Source organism: Polyangium sorediatum (genome assembly GCF_029946465.1).
In the GTDB taxonomy this organism is placed as follows: domain Bacteria; phylum Myxococcota_A; class Polyangia; order Polyangiales; family Polyangiaceae; genus Polyangium; species Polyangium fumosum.
Window position 1 is genome coordinate 29506 of the sequence record NZ_JARZHI010000080.1, and the last position, 16241, is coordinate 45746.

General features: G+C 67.9%; 11 protein-coding genes and 1 pseudogene. 7 read left to right on the plus strand and 5 right to left on the minus strand.

Going from position 1 to position 16241, the window contains the following annotated elements; genetic code table 11:
• Positions 1 to 283: 283 nt before the first annotated feature.
• Positions 284 to 1579 carry a hypothetical protein gene (locus tag QHF89_RS43220; RefSeq protein ID WP_136967935.1) on the plus strand — a complete coding sequence of 432 codons (1296 nt, stop codon included), beginning with the start codon at positions 284 to 286 and terminating at the stop codon, positions 1577 to 1579.
• A 76-nt stretch (positions 1580 to 1655) separates the two neighbouring features.
• Here the strand turns inward: QHF89_RS43220 and QHF89_RS43225 are convergent, their stop codons facing one another.
• A complete protein-coding gene (locus QHF89_RS43225; protein WP_136967936.1) occupies positions 1656 to 2669 on the minus strand; it encodes a hypothetical protein in 1014 nt (337 codons plus the stop codon).
• Between the two features lie 202 nt (positions 2670 to 2871).
• On the opposite strand from QHF89_RS43225, the gene QHF89_RS43230 reads away from it, so the two are divergent.
• Positions 2872 to 3510, plus strand: a complete 639-nt coding sequence (locus tag QHF89_RS43230; RefSeq protein WP_136967937.1) for a hypothetical protein — start codon at positions 2872 to 2874, stop codon at positions 3508 to 3510.
• A gap of 142 nt (positions 3511 to 3652) precedes the next feature.
• On the opposite strand, the gene QHF89_RS43235 is transcribed toward QHF89_RS43230, so the two are convergent.
• Positions 3653 to 4441 carry an OmpA/MotB family protein gene (locus tag QHF89_RS43235; protein WP_136967938.1) on the minus strand — a complete coding sequence of 263 codons (789 nt, stop codon included), beginning with the start codon at positions 4439 to 4441 and terminating at the stop codon, positions 3653 to 3655.
• 383 nt (positions 4442 to 4824) lie between these two features.
• Between QHF89_RS43235 and QHF89_RS43240 the strand changes: the two genes are divergently transcribed.
• The 4 genes from QHF89_RS43240 to QHF89_RS43255 all read left to right on the plus strand — a co-directional run bounded on the left by QHF89_RS43240 (position 4825) and on the right by QHF89_RS43255 (position 12139).
• Entirely contained in the window at positions 4825 to 5511 is a 687-nt protein-coding gene (locus QHF89_RS43240; protein ID WP_136967939.1) for a hypothetical protein, read from the plus strand.
• A gap of 637 nt (positions 5512 to 6148) precedes the next feature.
• Positions 6149 to 6838, plus strand: coding sequence for a hypothetical protein (locus QHF89_RS43245; RefSeq protein ID WP_136967940.1), 690 nt, complete (start codon positions 6149 to 6151; stop codon positions 6836 to 6838).
• Positions 6839 to 7777: 939 nt separating this feature from the next.
• The gene (locus tag QHF89_RS43250) at positions 7778 to 8974 is read left to right on the plus strand and encodes an efflux RND transporter periplasmic adaptor subunit (RefSeq protein WP_136967941.1); all 1197 of its coding nucleotides are present in this window, start codon (positions 7778 to 7780) and stop codon (positions 8972 to 8974) included.
• 15 nt (positions 8975 to 8989) lie between these two features.
• Complete coding sequence (locus tag QHF89_RS43255) at positions 8990 to 12139, plus strand: multidrug efflux RND transporter permease subunit (protein ID WP_136967942.1); 3150 nt, start codon at positions 8990 to 8992, stop codon at positions 12137 to 12139.
• A 69-nt stretch (positions 12140 to 12208) separates the two neighbouring features.
• On the opposite strand, the gene QHF89_RS43260 is transcribed toward QHF89_RS43255, so the two are convergent.
• Entirely contained in the window at positions 12209 to 13399 is a 1191-nt protein-coding gene (locus tag QHF89_RS43260) for a hypothetical protein (RefSeq protein WP_136967943.1), read from the minus strand.
• A complete protein-coding gene (locus QHF89_RS43265; RefSeq protein ID WP_284721696.1) occupies positions 13396 to 14598 on the minus strand; it encodes a PAS domain S-box protein in 1203 nt (400 codons plus the stop codon). The genes QHF89_RS43260 and QHF89_RS43265 overlap by 4 nt, the downstream gene beginning before the upstream one ends.
• Before the next feature lie 47 nt (positions 14599 to 14645).
• Here QHF89_RS43265 and QHF89_RS43270 point away from each other — a divergent pair, with 47 nt between their 5' ends.
• On the plus strand, positions 14646 to 15128 hold the full coding sequence (locus tag QHF89_RS43270) for a hypothetical protein (protein WP_284721697.1): 483 nt from the start codon (positions 14646 to 14648) through the stop codon (positions 15126 to 15128).
• A gap of 463 nt (positions 15129 to 15591) precedes the next feature.
• Here QHF89_RS43270 and QHF89_RS43275 read toward each other — a convergent pair.
• Positions 15592 to 16241 (minus strand): annotated as a pseudogene (locus tag QHF89_RS43275) (hypothetical protein); the annotation flags it as partial.

Genomic DNA, 16241 nt, shown 5'->3' on the forward strand with positions numbered 1-16241 from the left:
CGACGCCGCTGCGGGCCTCTCCGACGACAAACGCGCCCTCGCGCGCGGGACGGGCCGATCGTCGCCTGAACAGAGGAGGCGCGAGGCGTCCGGTTCGCTTGGAGCGCCGCGTCGAAATATCGACAGGTCACTCCGCGTCTCGCCGCGCCCGCCTCGCCTGCGGCCACCCATCTTGAACAAATACATCAACCATGAAGCTACGCGCCCCTGGCTGCGCCTGCTGCACGGTTCCGTCGCGGGAGAGCCCTTTACGATGCGCGTTCTGGCTGGTAGGCGCAAGGCCATGAAAATACGAACGATTCAGGCACGCCTTCGCTTCACCACGCTCGTGGGTCTCACGCTCGTTGTGACGGCGCTGGCGGCCAGTTGCTCGGATGGAGACCCCGGAAACCCGACCAGCGGGTCCTCGTCGAGCTCCTCCACGACATCGAGCAGCACCACGGGGACCGGCGGCATGGGCGGCGCCGGGGGGATGGGCGGCGACGGCGGAATGGGCGGCGACGGCGGAATGGGCGGCGCCGGGGGGATGGGCGGCCAGTCCCCCGTGAAGCCTGCCGATTGCGAGGAGATCTCCTTTGCGGATATCGAGCTCCTCAGCCTGCAAGAAAACTCCTTCGACGCGGCGGACACCGGGCCCGTGATCCGGACGGCGGGCTCGCTGCCGAACATCTCGGGCGACGCCACGCTCTTCGACAGGCTCCGGCTCTTTTTCGATGGCGACCTCGGCGTCGGCACCCATGCGATCGACGGCGATCCGAACCACGCGCTGCCGGACTACACCACCACGTTCGTCACCACCTGCGCGGCCTGCGCCGTGTTCCAGGAGGATCTCCAGGACGGCGTGTACCTCAAGACCTACGCGGCCAAGGCGGGCGAGCTCGAAATCAGCGAGATCCTCACGCCGCACCAGACCGTGGGAAATGCCCGCTACCTCGAGCTGCGCGAGATCGTAAAGAACGCAGAGACCAAGGCCTATGACTGGGTCGAGGGAGGCAAATGTTATTGGATCCAGGAGGCCGCCTATGACGTCCGCCGGCCGAACGGGTGCAAGCCCTACGTGAGCGGCGCTTGCCCCGCCGACCAGTTCTGCATGCCGACCAATGCGATCGGGACCGACGGAGAGTGCGTCACCGGGGGTGCCAAGGGGCCCGGCGAGGCATGCACGAAGGTGAGCGCCACGCAGTGGGACTCGGACTGCGCGCTCGGGCTGCGGTGTGTGGCCGACGGCGCGGACCCCATCTGCATGAAGGTGTGCGACATCCATTCGGCGGCGCCGGAGTGCCCGATGGGCACGCATTGCGGCGGCGGCTACAACCTGTGCCTGGACGAGGCGATCCTGCAGAACAGCGGCATCGATGACGCGAAGCTCGGAGAGACCTGCACCATCAGCGCGCTCTATTGCGGCGGGTCCGGGCAGCCGGGGACGTGCTGGGACGACGATGCCGACGGCCCGCTGGAGGCGAAGTGCATCCCGTTCGCCTCCGCGCCGTCGCAATGCGTCGCGCCGAAGACGGCGGGATACATCGCCTACAAGGACGGCAAAGACCTCTCGACGCTCTTCTGCCTCCCGCCTCCCTGAGCCTCCGCTCCCCCCACGGAGTCCGTTCGTTTTGACCGGCTCGCCCCCCTGCCACGGCGCGGGCGAGCCGGCCCCATCACAACGTCCAGGCGCCCACCGTCACGAGGAAATTCGTGTGGTTCTCGCAGACCTCGACGCGTGTTCCCTTGCGGCTCCCGGCCCAGCAAGTGCCAGCCATCGTGGGCGCCTCGATCCGGGCGAGGTCGGGCACTGCGGCCTGGATCGAGGCCAGGATCGCGTCGCGTCTGGACACCGCGTAGACGTAGGAGAAGATCGTTCGGTACGCGACGACGCGTCGTGGTGCCGCCTTGTCGAACTGCACCTCGAGAGGCCGCCACAATTCAGCGGGGTTCGGCACGAGGTAATAACGAACGAAATCCCAGTGGATCCCTTCGCCGAACGGCAAGCTCTCCTCGGTCCGCCCGACGAGGGTTGCCTCGTCGGGGAAGATCTCCGCGAGGGTCTTCTCGACGGACTGGAACGGCGAGAGTTCGATCACGCAGCCCGCAGGCACGTCGTCCTTGTAGCAATCGACGGCGGCGGCTTGGGTCCCCGTCGCTTCGTCGAGCCACACGCGATAACGCTCGTCGATGGCGGGCGGTCCCCAGCCCGCGACCGCCGCGTCCCGCGCGCTCTCATTGAGCAGACGAAGATGGACGGCCCACAGACGAGCCGTGTGATCGAAGCGGAGCTCGTAGCCGACGCCGTCCACGATCGTCCGCGTCGCGGACCGACCGCGCGTCGTCCAGAAGCGATTGCCACCTCCACTTCCCTCGCCGAGCTCGGGCACACGACGCCGCAAGGCCTCGTAGGCGCTCGCCTCCATCTCGACGCGGAATGCACTGCGTAATGCCGGCGCGCGCGCCCAGGCGTCTTCGAGCCTCATGCCGAGCGAAAGCCCGTCGAGCGGTCCGGACGACGCGCCGCTGAGGTGGAAACGCGCCATCGAATGAAGGCCAAACGGCGAGGCGACGCTCGCCTCGGCGGGCGTCGAGGCTCCTCCCGGAGGCGCGCTTCCGCCGCACGCGACGAGCACGACCACGGCGAGGGCCGAGAGAGGCCCCGAGAGGATTCGGCGGGAATGCGACATCGCAGCGGTGGGAGGCGTCATTGCGGAACCAGCACGCGTACACGGTACCCACCACGCGTGCAAGTGGTTGATTTTACGTTGTTGATGCGTCTTTCCACCGGCACAGGTAGAGAGGCGTCGTACTCGTGCGCAATACTTTTTCCACGTTGACTCAGACGGACAGGGCGGTGTAGCCGTGCGGAGGGGGACAAAGGAAGGTTGCATGAACCGAAGTGCATCGTGGTGGATGGCCAGCATGGCGACGATTGCGTGTGTCACGCTCAGCGGAAGCGCCCACGCCCTCCCCATCGACAACGCTGGCTCCGGCTGCAAGTTCGAGTTTTACAAAAATGGCGGCACGCCGTTCCTGGACTTCTCGAACGGCAAGTCCACGACCGGCCTCGCCGGGAACAACTCCTTCACGGCGGACACCGACAACGCGGGCAACATGGGCTTCGCCGGGTCGACGATGCAGCTCGAGCTCACGGACGCGACCGTCAATGGCGTTCCCGTCTACGTGCGGCTCCTTCTTACCGGTGTCGCAGGTACCACGGATCTTTCGGGTGCCGCCCCCGACATCAATTGGGAAATGACCGCGAGGGTGCAGGTCTCGGAAGCCGGGCAGGGCATCACGACGCTCAACTGCCAGACAGGCATGTTCACCATCTATGTCTCCGGCGACTGGGGAAACACGACGTCGAGCACCTTCACCATCCCCGCGATGAGCGGCTCGGGCAGCGGGGCGTGCAATGGCCTCTCCGCCGCCGTCAACACGGCGCTCGGCCTCGGGACGAACGGCGCCACGCTCTCGTTGTACAAGTTCCGCGCGTACAACGGCCTGATTCCCTTGTCCGGCTCCTGAAAAACGTCGGGCGCGCGGCCCTCCGGCCAGCGCGCCCACGCACGGGAGCTGCATCTGCAATCGGCCCGGGGCGCCTCGTATTGCGGGCGCCCCCCATCCGAAGGGCCGAGCCAAGGGAGCCGCGGCGCGGCTCCGGGCGCTCTCACTCCTTGGTGAGCTTCGTCAAATCGATCATCTCGTCGACGTCGGGCACGACGATGAGATCGCAGCGCCGATTCTTCTGCTGCCCGTCCTTGTTGCCGTTGTTCGCCACCGGGTCGGTGTCCGCGAAGCCTGCGGCGCTCCAGTGCGCGCGCGGCAGCGCCCCGCCCTTGCCCACGAGGAAGATCAACACCGAGCGGGCGCGCATCAGCGAGAGGCCCCAGTTGTCCTGGTACGTGCCGCCGTTGAGGGGCTGGTTGTCGGTGTGACCCGCGACCTGATAATCACGATCGGCCAGGGATTTGTCGGCCTTGATGACCTGGGCGACCTTTTTGAGGATGTCCTCGCCTTCCTTCTTCAGCTCGACCTTGCCCGTATCGAAGAGCACGTCGCCCGGGAGCGAGATGACCATGCGGTTTCGGCGGATGCTGACGGCGAGGCCGAGCTTGGTCAGCTCGTCGAGCTTCTTGCGCAGGAGGTCGAAGCGCGCCTTGATGGCCTCGAGCTGCTTGGCGCGGGCCTTGTACTCGGCGAGGGCCTTCTCCTGGTCCTCGAGCGTCGAGCTCATCTTCTTCACGTCCGCGCCGGCGTCCTGAAGCTGCTTCTCGAGGTCGGCGACGTGCTGCTTGGCTTCGGCGAGCTGCTTCTCCAGCTCGGCCTTTTTTGCTTCGCTGGAGTCCTGGAGCTCGTTGTACTTGGCGAGCTGCGCTCTCCACTCGTCTTCGGAGTGACCACAGCCACCCACGAGCGAGGCCAGAAGGACGGGGACAGCCAGAAGGCATCGGTTCATGAGCACGGTCTCCATGCCTCGTGAGGAGGCGGAAGGGCCGGCGCCAAAAGGCCGGCCGTAGGTGTGTCTGGAAGACAGACTCCCTCAGGTCGGCGACGGAATCCAGAGCCTTGACGCCCTCCAGCATGCTCCGGACGGCGAAAAGGTGGCCGTACGTCGCCTCGCTGACGGCGGCGCGGCACCTCCGTCAAAAAATTCGAGTCCTATGGCCCCTGGTTTTTCCAGGTCCACGTTCCAGACGGAAGGGCAAGAGGATCTGGAATGGGCCGGTGGACGACCACGCCGGGGCAGGGGCGCGCCGGGACCGGTGGGACCGGACGTCATTGCAATGCCCGCCGGAGGGGGCTTTACGGCGCGTCGACCCCAGGCCTATTCTCCCAGGGATGGCGAGCGTATTGTGTTGCCATGCCGTCGTCGTGCGGTCGCACGGGGTAGGGGAGGTGCTGCCGTGGCCGCATTGGCGCGGAGCGCTGTTCAGCGAGGAGGCGCGGGCCGACTTCGTGCCGCCGTCGTCCCCGACACACCCGTACCGCCGCGAAGAAGGGCTTCGTACGATCACGCTGACCGGGGCGATGGATCCCCTCGAGGTCGGGACGGTGATGGCGGCGATCGCGTTGTACGGGCTCGGGAGCGACGACGAGCGCGGAGACACGGCGGAGGTGGTGGCGCAGCGGCTGCTTTCGGAGGAGAAGGTGGTGGTGGCCGGCGGGCTCGAGATCACGTGCGGCGGCGCGCTGGTGCTGGCGCCGGAGTGCTGCACGGGGCTCGAAAACTGGCGCGAGTGGATCACGTTCGCCGAAGGCGGGCCGCCGCCCTGGGGCGGGCACGATCCGACGCCCTACATCACGCGTCTCGACGGGGGGTCGCTGGCGCTCGGCTACCACGAGAAAAAAGAAGCGGCGATCGAGGTCGCACCGGCGGTCCTGCGCGCGGCACTCGCGGAGGTCGAGGCGGAGGTCGCAGGGTTCGCGGCGCTGCTGGAGCGGTGGGCGGAGACGCACGTGCCGGCGATGGCGGCGGCGCTCGTCGACAAGCTCGCGCGTGACCTTTCGCTGCGCGCTCCGCGCTGAGGCGGCGAGCGGTGCTGCGCGCGCGCCACGCGCCCGCGCACGGGGTCACGAGGAAGCCTGTGCCGGCGCGACAGCCCGTCCGGCAGGAGCGCGACGCGCCATGCACGCGCGCAAAGGGTCCGATGCCGATCGCTCGGTAGGTGTTGCATGCGTGCAAGGCACCCCGAGTGATCTGCGCGGCGTGCCTTGCACGCGCGCGAGAGGCGTCGCGCCCGCGGCGCAGGCGTGCTCGCGCGCGTGCAAGCGTCGCCGTGACGTGGTCCCGCCCCCGTTTGCGTCGACGCAAGCACGCGGATCACGGCGTCCCAGCCACCGTTGCGCCGGTGCATTCCACGCCGAGCCCATGTCCCGGCCGCCTTCGCGCCGATGCAAGGACGACCGTGCAGGCGCTCGCGCTCGATTTGCGTCCGCACAAGCGCGGGCGAGGCACGTGGTGCGACGCCCTCGCGCGCGCGCCGCAGGCGGCCTTCGCCCGCTCCAGCCCACGTTGCAAGAGCAAACATCAGTCGCCCAAGAATCGTTCGGCCACAACGTCGAACGGCCCGCGCGGTGATGACCACGCGCACGCACGAAACCCACGCGCCCCGAGCGCCCTCGCGCTCCCCGGCGCGTATCCCCTTCCAAGGAGGATGCCTCGATGCAATCGCCCACGCGGAGCACCCCCGTCTCGAAGTGCCTCGATCTCGCCGCCCACTCCACATGTATGCTCAGCAAGTTCTCTTGCCAGGCCGCATTCGTCGCGCTCGAAGAGAAGATGCGCGCAGGCGCCGACGAGCTCGCCGCGGCGCAGGCGGAGTACGAGAAGGCCGTCAAGGCCATTCTCCCCGCCCGCGTCGACATCAAGTACGAGAAGTACGTCTCCGATCGGCGCATCCGGCTCTCGCAGCAGAAGGCCGAGATCGCCGACGGCAAACGAAAAGGGCGAATCGCAAGCCTGGTTTTTCCCGCAGGATCCGCCCCGATCCTCCGGCTCTTCGGCGCCTCACAGGTCGAAGCCATGATCGATCTCGAAGGGCGTCTCGCCGCCGCCCAGGCGTCATGGCCAGAGGCCGAAGCCGAGAAGATCGAGCTCAGCGTGCTCCGGCAGCGGTACCAAGCCGCCCTCTTGAACCGTCAGATCGCCGCCCAAGATGCGCGGGATCTCCGCGTGGCTCGGAACGCAGTGAAGGACAAGTTCCTCACGACGTACGTCGAGGTGATGGCCCGCGTCGAAGCCGAACTCCCGCGCGACAGAGTCTCCCAAGCGCTCTTTTTCGACGAGGTCCGCACACGGTCCACCCTCGCGACCGCAGACACGAACGAAGGCGACACGGTCGGCAACGGATGACAGCCGCCCCGATGCCAGTCGTCTGACGCGCAGCCGAGGAGGGTCGGGGCGCCGCGCCGGGGCTCTGCCCCGCACCCCGGAAGGGGGCTGTCCGCCCCCTTCACCCCGGACCAGGCACGGCCTGGACCGAAGGGGGAAGAACTGCGCATTGCGCAGTTCTTCCCACGGGCCGGTGGCAAGACCTGGGACAACGTTGCCAGGGGGAGGGGCCGTGTCGACGTGGCCAAACTCCGGAAGCGAGGAGGCCTCTTGGAGCATAGCGGCGTCGCGCTCGCTCGTTTCTCCAATACCCTTCTCGTCGCTGCGCGCGTCCGTTGCCGTGGGAAACGTGCTTCCTCGGTGGGTTTCGCCTACCTGATGCCTCCGCTCGGCCTATACGCGTGTACAACAGGGGCAGCATCGGGACCGCTTTCGTCCTGACCGGCGCGGTCCACATGCCATGGTGTATGTCAAGGATGTTCGAAACCTGCTCTTTGGATTCGAATCCGAGCTTGCGGAGATCGACCCCATAACTTGGTCGGATCCATCTTCGCCCGGAACCCTTGCACCTCCATTGCTCCGTGGTAAACACGTTCCGTTTTGAACGAGATGGATCCGTAACCCAAGGAAGGCGCGTGCAGGGCGCCACGATGGCAGAGCCGTGCATGTCTTTCGTTCTGGCGTGAGGCTCCCCTCCCTTCACCACGGCGGCAAACCAGGGAACGACATCGCTGCGCCACCGTTGCGCTTTGACGTGCAGATGGGCGAATCCCCCTCCTGACGCGACCGACGTAGGCGAGAGGCGTCGGGGCGCTCACGGGCATTTCGCCATTGCCTCCTCCACGCGCGAACACCAAAGAGAGGCTCCGCGATCGGTCGAGGAGCCACCACGGCGCGTCCAGGGCGTCCGTCGAGCGGGCCATTTCGGACAAACTCCGCGAAAGATCGATAGAAAACGACATGCGACACCTTCGCCTCCTCCTCGTCTGCGCGACGCTCCTCCCGGCCTGCGCGTCCGCCGAGACGAGCGCGCCGCCAGCCCCGCCGCCGCCCCCCGAGGTCTCGGTCGTGTCCGTGGCGCCACACGCCCTGGTGATCGAGGACGTGCTCCCTGGGCGCGTCGCGCCGGTGCGGGTCGCCGACGTCCGGCCGCTCGTGTCCGGCATCGTGCTCGAGCGGCTCTTCAACGAGGGCGACACCGTGAAGGCAGGGCAGGCCCTCTATCGTATCGACCCCACGATCTTCCGGGCCGAGGTCGCGAGCGCCTCCGCGACGACAGCGCGGCAACGCGCGGCCCTCGCGGTCGCGACACGGGAAGCCGAGCGCGCCGAGCGCCTCGAATCGGGCGGCGCCATCGCGGGCCAGGCCGCCGACAACGCGCGCAGCACGATGGACATCGCGCGGGCCGACCTCGCCATCGCCGAAGCCTCGCTCGCGCGGAGCCGGGTCAGCCTGCGTTACGCCACCGTGACGGCCCCCATCAGCGGGCGGATCGGCCTGTCCCGCGTCACCGAAGGCGCGCTCGTGGGGACCGCCGATCCGACGCCGATGGTCACGATCCAGCAGCTCGACGCCGTGTACGTGGACATCCGGCAGCCAGTGATGCGCTACGAGGAGCTACGCAAGCGCCTCGCGCGGGGAGAGCTCGAGACGAGCCAGGGCCTGCCGGTCACGCTGCTCTCGATGCGCGGCGAGCCCTACGCCGAGCAAGGTCGGCTGCTCTCGACCGACGTGAACGTCGACCCGTCGACGAGCGAGCTGACGCTCCGCGTGCTCGTCGAGAACAAGGATCTCCACCTCCTGCCGGGGATGTTCGTCCGCGCGCGGATCCCCGTCGGCCGCGAGCCCCAAGCGATCACGGTGCCGCAGCAGGCGGTGCTCCACGACCCCGCCCTCGGCGAGAGCGTGCTCGTGGTCGACCCCGGCGACCGCGTCGTGGTGCGCTCCGTCACGACGGGTCGCATCGTCGAGGGGCAGCAGATCGTGCGCACCGGGCTCGCAGCAGGCGACCGCGTCGTCGTCGAAGGGCAGGATCAGCTCCAGCCCGCGATGGCGGTGCGTCCCTCCCCCTGGAAACCGCCGCCGACCCCGTCGAGCGCGCCCTCCGCAGCGCCGGCGGCGACGGCCGCGCCAAGCGCATCGGCCCCCAACCCCTGAGCGAATAACGAGATCATGCCGCGTTTCTTCATCGAGCGCCCGGTCTTCGCGTGGGTCGTCTCCCTCTTCATCGTCCTGTTCGGCGCGCTCGCGCTCCAGCGCCTGCCCGTCGAGCGTTACCCAACCGTCGCGCCCCCGAGCGTGAACGTGACGGCCGTGTACCCCGGCGCGACGCCCTCCACGATGAGCGAGAGCGTGCTCGCGCCCATCGAGCGTGAAATCTCGGGCGTGCCGCACCTGCTCTACTTCGAGTCGTCCTCGGACACGTCAGGCGTCGCGCAGATTTCCGTCACGTTCGAGCCGGGGACCGATCCCGAGCTGGCCCAGGTCGCGGTCCAGAACCGCCTGCGCACGGTGGAGCCGCGGCTGCCGCAGATGGTCCGGCAGATCGGCCTCGCCGTCGAGTCCTCGACCTCGAACTTCCTCTGCATCGTCGATCTACGCTCGCCGAGCGGGCGCTACGACGAACAGACGCTCGGCGACTTCCTCTCGCGGGGCCTCGTCGAAGAGCTGAAGCGCATCCGCGGCGTGGGCAGCGTGCAGGTCTTCGCCGCCCCGCGCGCCTTGCGCGTGTGGCTCGACCCCGCGCAGCTCACGGCGCTCGAAGTGTCGGTCGAGGAGGTGGCGAACGCCATCCGCGCGCAGAACGCGCAGGTCTCGCCGGGCCGGGTGGGCGACGCGCCGACGGTGCCGGGGCAACGCGTGACGATCCCCCTCGTGGTGCAAGGCGAGCTGGAGACGCCCGAGGCGTTCGGCGCGATCGTGCTGCGCGCACGCGCAGACGGCTCGCGTGTCCTGCTCTCGGACGTGGCCCGCATCGAGCTCGGCGCGCAGAGCTACCGCACCTCGACACGAACGGACGGCTCCCCCTCGGCCGGCGCGGGCGTGATGCTCTCGCCCGGGGCAAACGCGGTGGAGACGGCCGCGCTCGTCCGCGCGCGCGTGGCCGAGCTCGCCGAGGGGTTCCCGGAGGGAATCGAGGTCGGCGTTCCTTACGACACGGCGCCCTTCGTTCGCATTTCGATCGAGAAGGTCTTCAAGACGTTCTTCGAGGCGATGGCGCTCGTGTTCGTGGTGATGTTCGTGTTCCTGCAGAACCTGCGTTACACGCTTGTGCCCGCGATCGTCGCGCCGATCGCGCTGCTCGGCACGTTCGCCGTGATGTATGCGACGGGGTATTCGATCAACGTCCTGACGATGTTCGGGATGGTGCTCGCGATCGGCATCATCGTCGACGACGCGATCGTCGTGGTCGAGAACGTCGAGCGCATCATGGCGACCGAGCGCCTGTCGCCGAAAGAAGCGACGAAGAAGGCGATGAAGGAGATCACCGGCGCGGTCGTCGGAATCACGCTGGTGCTCTCGGCCGTGTTCATTCCCATGGCGTTCGCGTCGGGCTCGGTCGGGACGATCTACCGGCAATTCAGCCTGTCGATGGCGGTGTCGATCCTGCTCTCGGCGTTCCTCGCGCTCTCGCTGACGCCCGCGCTTTGCGCGACTCTGTTGAAGCCGGTGCCCGCGCACCACGACGCGAACCGCGGCGTGTTCGGGCCCTTCAATCGTGGCTTCGCGTGGCTCACCGATCGGTATGGCAACGGCGTCGGGCGCGTGGTGAAGCGGAGCTGGACCGCGCTCGTCTCGCTCGCCGCCATCGGCGTCGGAGCGGCATGGCTGTTCCGCGCATTGCCAGGCTCGTTCCTGCCGCAAGAGGATCAGGGCTACTGGATCTCGAGCGTGGCGTTGCCTTCGGATGCGACGGCGGAGCGTACCGATCAGGTGATCCGCTCGTACGAGGCCTACGCCCGCGAGCGGCCGGGCGTGCAGGCGGTGGTGGCGATTCAAGGCTTCGGCTTCTCGGGCTCGGGCCCGAACGCAGCGCTGATGTTCACGACGCTGAAAGACTGGGACGCGCGCAAAGGCGCGACGGCCCAGGGAGAGGTGCAAGCCGCGAACGAGCGTTTTGCGAGCATTCGCGACGGAAGGATGTTCCACGTCCTGCCGCCTTCGATCGATTCGCTCGGCACGAGCTCGGGGTTCGCGATGCGCCTCGTCGATCGACGCAACCAGGGGCAAACGCGTCTGCTCGCCGCCCAGAACCAGCTCCTCGCCGCCGCGGCCAAAAGCCACGTGGTGCAGGGGGTGTATCCGGAGGGCTTGCCCGACGGTGCGTCGGTGCGCGTGGAGATCGATCGGCAGAGCGCAGAGGCCTTCGGCGTGTCGTTCGCGTCGATCAACGCGACGCTCTCGGCGGCGCTCGGCTCGATGTACGTCAACGACTTTCCCAACGCGGGGCGTCTGCAGCAGGTGATCCTGCAAGCAGAGCCGGACGTGCGCATGCAGCTCGACGACGTGTTCGCGTTGCCGGTGCGCAACCAAGAAGGTCGCATGGTGCCGCTCTCGGCCGTGGCCACGCCGCGGTGGGAGCGGAGCCCGCTCCAGCTCGTTCGTTACAATGGATATCCCGCCGTGCGTCTCTCCGGCACGGCCGCGAGCGGCTTCAGCAGCGGAGAAGCGATGGCCGAGATGGAGCGTCTCGTCGCGCAACTCCCCCCAGGCTACGGCGTCGAATGGACGGGGCTCTCATACCAAGAGCGTCTCTCGGGCAACGAAGCCCCCGCGCTCCTGGCGCTCTCCCTGCTCGTCGTGTTCCTCGTGCTCGCCGCGCTCTACGAGAGCTGGTCGATCCCCGTGTCCGTCCTGCTCGTGGTTCCCCTCGGTCTGCTCGGTGCGCTCTTGGCCGTGAAGCTGCGCGGGATGCCAAACGATGTTTTCTTCAAGGTCGGTCTGATCACGCTGATCGGTCTGTCCGCGAAGAACGCCATTCTCATCGTGGAGTTCGCCAAGCAGCTCGAAGACGAAGGGCGCTCGACGGCAAGCGCAGCCATCGAGGCCGCACGATTGCGCCTACGTCCCATCCTGATGACGTCCCTCGCATTCACCCTCGGCGTCGTCCCCCTCGCCATCGCGAGCGGCGCGAGCGCAGAAACCCAGCGCGCGATCGGCACCGGCGTCCTCGGCGGGATGATCAGCGCGACCGTACTCGCGCTCCTGCTCGTCCCCGGGTTTTACGTGGTCGTGCGGAGCGTCGTGAAGCGGCTCTCGCCCGCGCCCGCTGGCCGCGCGGACCACGCGGAGGCCGCGCCGTCCATGCAGCCGTCCGAGTGAACGCCCATCGTCGGGCGGCGTCATGCCGAGGGGGGAGCACGGACGACCCGCGGAGGGCGGGCAGCCCGTTCACGTCCAGGGAATGGACAAGGGAAGGGCCGCGTGGCTCGACGGCGCGAAGGGCTCCGGCTGGTAGACGCCGGGGATTTCGTTCCAATCGTGCTGGGCCAGCCGGTACAGGTGCGACACCCGCTGGTTGACCAGCAGGGTCACGTCGAATGCGTTCTTCGCGGGGAGGTGACCCATCACGGCTTGCATGACCGTGCGTAGGCAGCCCATCGAGAAATGCGCGGCGGCTTCGAAGCTCCCAGCTTTTTGCAAGAGGAGACGACGCTGCGCGGTCAGCTCGGCCATCTTTGGCGAGCCGGGCTCCTCGCGATCGAGCTTCCAGGTTGCGTGGACATTCTCGGCGAGCGCTGCGCCCTGAGGGGACGCCAGGCCGTGCAGATAGGGGAACGTCACGATTCCGAAACGAATGTCCTCGTCGGCGTCCACCACCTCGTCGTTGAGCTGGCGCATTCTTCGCAAGGCTACGAGGGCCGGCGCGAAGGCGGGCGGCAAGGACCCTTGGGCGAGCAGGAAGGCCCACTCGATTGTCACGGGGAAGAAGATGGACGACAGGAGACGGCTGTCGCCCTCCAGGTACTTCGTGAGCGTGGCCTCCGAGACGACCTCCGGCAGTTGATACCGCGCTCGCTCTTCGCCCCAGAAGAAGTGATACATTTCCTGGGTGTGGCGCAGGAAGCAGCGCTCGGCGGCGGGCGGCGCGTCGACCTTCTGGAGCTGCTCGAGCCCGAGCGCGTAGGAGGCCAGCACGAAGAGCCAGGTGTGCTTCGTGGCTTGTGCTCCTGGCAGCGCGTCCATCATTCGATCGATGGCCATCACCGGGACGCCGTATCCGAGTGCGTAGGCACGGGCGAGGTCTCGATGACGTGTGTCGAGACCGCCGAGCGCTTGACCGAACACGAAGAGCGGGCAGACCTGCTTCCAGATCGTGATGGGTTCGAAGTGCTTGGCCCACTCCTGCGTGAAGTGAGGGGGCTGCTTTCGGATCAGCGTCCCGTCGGCCTGGATGGCCTGATAGAGATCGAGGTAGATGTCACGGTACCGCGTCGCGAGCCATCGATAGGTCTCGCTGTTGTATGCGGTCGGGGTCGTGGGGATGTGGCGCGGGTCGAGCTCGGCGTTCGCGCCGGCGGCTTGGAAGCTCGTGGTGGAGTAGTCGAACCATTCCTCGAGTCCATGGAAGAGGTGCGTCATGTTTTTTGCCTCCCCAGGGCGTAGGAAATGCCCTCTCGGACGGTGCTGAGGGTCATGATGGTGCTCAGATCGGCTTGAAGGTCCACGAGCGTCTTGGCGATGCGCGGCTGGATCCCCGTCAGGATGGCTTGCGCGCCCAGCAGATTGACGGCGCGGGCGGCTTGAACGAGCGCGTTCATGACCTCCATGTCCACGACCTCCACGCCGGTGACGTCGAGGATGGTCATTCTTGCATTGTGCCGCATGACGCCGTCGAGCAGCACCTCGAGCACCGCCTGGGCGCGGACGTTGTCGATCGTGCCCACGAGCGGCATCACGAGGACGTGCTCTGCGACGGGGATCAATGGGGTCGACAGCTCGCGCAGCGCCCTCTTTTGTGCGTCGATGATCTCCTGCTTGAGCGCCAACCTCTCCCGTTCGCCCTCCCAGCGTTCGGTGATGTCGTGCAGAAAGCCAAAGAGGTGGTCGAAGGACCCGTCGTCGCGGTAGACACCTTGCAGGAGAATGTTCCCATACATGATGCTCCCGTTTTTGCGCACGAAACGTTTGTCGAGGCTGTATCGCTGAATCTCGCCTTTGACGAGGCTGGCGAACAGGTCCATGTCGAGCGAGACGTCTTCGGGATGCGTGAGGGAGACCCACGTCGTCGTCCTCAGCTCCTCCGGTGCATAGCCGAGCTGCTCGCAGAGCCGGCCATTGAACTCGATCCAACCGGTGTCGGGGGACGTGATGGCCATCCCTACCTGCGCGAGGTTGAAATACCGACGATATCGCAGGGCGTCCGCGCGGACCCGTGTGATCTCCTCGGCTTGCACGTCGACTTGTTTCTTCAGATCGGCAAGGCGTTGGCGGAGCGAATCGACGTTCGTTTCGACGGAAACCGGTTGGTGAGTGAAGGGCCTGTCCATGCTTACGACTCTGCCTTCCTTCTCGCGACGACCAGGAGGATGGAGCGCGGAGCTTGATGCCAGGAGGAAATGTCGCCCGAGACGGAAGTGCACGTCAAGCGTTTGGCGCCATTCGATCGTAGCGAACACGCGATGGCACGACTGTCGCGCGTGAGGGTGGAAAGGTCCACCATGAACGTCACGGCGACGGAAGGACCCGGCGTACTCGGTTCCAGGAGCGGCCTCGCCGCGTCCCGCGTCCCCGGCCGAAGGCGCTCGCCGTGCGCGCCCTGACGACACGAGCGCTTGCACGCTGCGAGGAACTTGGACGTGTCCGCCCTTCATGCGATGGGGGCGGAATGCGTACATTCCTCTTGATCTTCATGGTGTCGGTCGTCTCGTTGGTTGCTTGCAGCAGCGAGGGGACGGGTGGCGACGGTGGTGCGGGCCCGGGTGCGTCGGGGCCGGGGGGCGGCGGCTCGGGGGGCGGCAGTGACGGTGGCGGCGGCGCAGGGGGCCAGGGCGGCGGGGCGTCGACGGGCGGCGGGTCGGCCGCCGGGGGCAGCGGCGGCGGCTGCGCCCTGCCGGCCGGCATCGAATACAACGCCGAGGGGTGCCTCACGTACCAGGGCGCGGGCGCGGTCTGCGGGAGCGCGTCCGATGGGGACACCTGCGAGCTCTCCGTGAGCTGCATGGCCTCGACCGATGTCGGGCAGTGCAACATCAACTGCGTGATGGGCACCACCATCAAGTGTTACAAGGAAGCCGACGTGAAATGCCTCGTCGACGCGGTGTGCGCCGGCGACTGTGACGCGTTGAAGGCCTGCGGCTGGGTGCTCTGACGGCGCCTGCGCCCCCGCGCTCCCCGCCGGAGCGGCGGCGCAGGAACCCGTAACGGGTTCGGGCGCGGACGCGTGCGCGGACGCAGCAGCCTCCAGCGCGCGTGCGCGACGCGCCTTGCACGCGCGCAACAAGCCCGAGGGCGGTCGCTCGGTGGGGGGTGCGTGCGCGCAAGGCGCTCCAAACAACCTGCACAGCGTGCCTTGCACGCGCGCGAGGGACGACGTGCCCGCGGCGCGGGCGCCCTTGCGTCGACGCAAGCATCGTCGTGACGGGGTCCTGGCGCCTCTTGCGTCGACGCAAGCACGCGGATCACGGCGTCACGGCCCCCTTTGCGTCCGTCCATCCCACGCCGTGCACGTGTCCCGGGCGCCTTCGCGTCGATGCAAGGACGACTGCGCAGGTGCTCGGGTTCGTTTTGCGTCGCTGCACCCGCGGGAGACGCGTGGCCACGGACGTTCGTGCTCAGGTGCGCTTCGTTCCGCGGAAGGCGTTCAGCGCGTCGAGCGCGCCTGCACCGGCGCCCGTGGCACCGGCTGCGCTCTTCGCCCATGCGCGCAGGATGGGCATCAGCGCCGGCCGCTGAATCTCGAGCTCGTCGAGCACGGCATGGGCTTGTCCCCGCACGAGGGACGCCAGGATCCGCGCATGTTCGTCGGGCTTGATCGGCCCCCGAAACCCCTCCACCACGGCGACGTACGAGCGGTCGTACTTGGTTCGTTCGTCATGCTCCCCGCGGGACGCCTCCTCGGCGAGCACACGTGAACACCGGCGCTCGACCTCGGCGAAGGTCCGTGCTGTCAGCTCGTGCCGCCGGAGGACGTCGGCGCGGGCCTCGCGTTCCTCCGCGATTTCGGCTGAGATCGCCGCGAACTGCTCGATCGAGACGGTCGCCGGATCGATCTCCGGCGCGGGCGCAGGTGCAGGCGTGACCTCGATGGGCGCAGGGGGCGCGGGCGCAGGCGCGGGCGCAGGCGGCGGGACGATCTCGGGCGGCCCGGGGTCGCGGAGCGTCGCGAGGGGGCCGATCATCGGCGGCGCCTGGGGCAGGCCCGGCGCGACCCGGTCGGGCGGCGCGGGGCGTGACGCGGGCGGCGGCTCGAAGGCGAGCGGCG